Here is a 555-nt window from a genome sequence, read left to right as displayed (position 1 = left end):
CTGAGCTTTATGCTTCCGTCATACAAGCGAGAAGGAAAAAGCCAGCTTGTCATCGCGATTGGCTGCACCGGCGGACAGCATCGTTCTGTGACGCTGGCTGAATACCTTGCCGATTATTTTAAAAAGGACTACTATACTCATGTTACTCACCGGGACATCGAGAAGAAAAGCAGAAAATAGCATGGCAGATCAGAAAAAAATCGCAATCTTTGGCGGAGGAACTGGCCTTTCGGTACTGCTCAGAGGATTGAAGCAGCAGCCGGTAGACATCACGGCGATTGTGACAGTCGCAGATGACGGCGGAAGCTCGGGGAGGCTGCGCGACGAGCTGAAAATTCCCCCGCCGGGGGACGTCAGAAATGTCCTCGCTGCACTGTCTGACGTCGAACCGCTTGTTGAAGACCTGTTCCAGCACCGCTTCTCTAAAGGCGGCGATTTAATCGGCCATTCATTGGGAAATTTGATTTTGGCGGCGATGACGAATATAACCGGTGATTTCTTTCACGCCGTCACTGAAATGAGCAAAGTCTTAAATGTGAGAGGAAGGGTTCTGCC

The 555-nt window shown here is 50.8% G+C and carries 2 protein-coding genes; both read left to right on the top strand.

Annotated elements, in window-relative coordinates:
- On the top strand, positions 1 to 180 hold a 180-nt coding region (locus tag ACWHAR_RS30785), incomplete at its 5' end, for a RapZ C-terminal domain-containing protein (RefSeq protein WP_452088900.1).
- A gap of 1 nt (position 181) precedes the next feature.
- Positions 182 to 555: gluconeogenesis factor YvcK family protein (locus ACWHAR_RS30780; RefSeq protein WP_452088899.1), on the top strand; the 374-nt coding region annotated here is incomplete at its 3' end.

The organism is Bacillus sp. LR--39, from assembly GCF_053613335.1.
The sequence above is the reverse complement of the archived record's forward strand: the minus strand, read 5'-3'. Positions and strand labels throughout refer to the sequence as shown.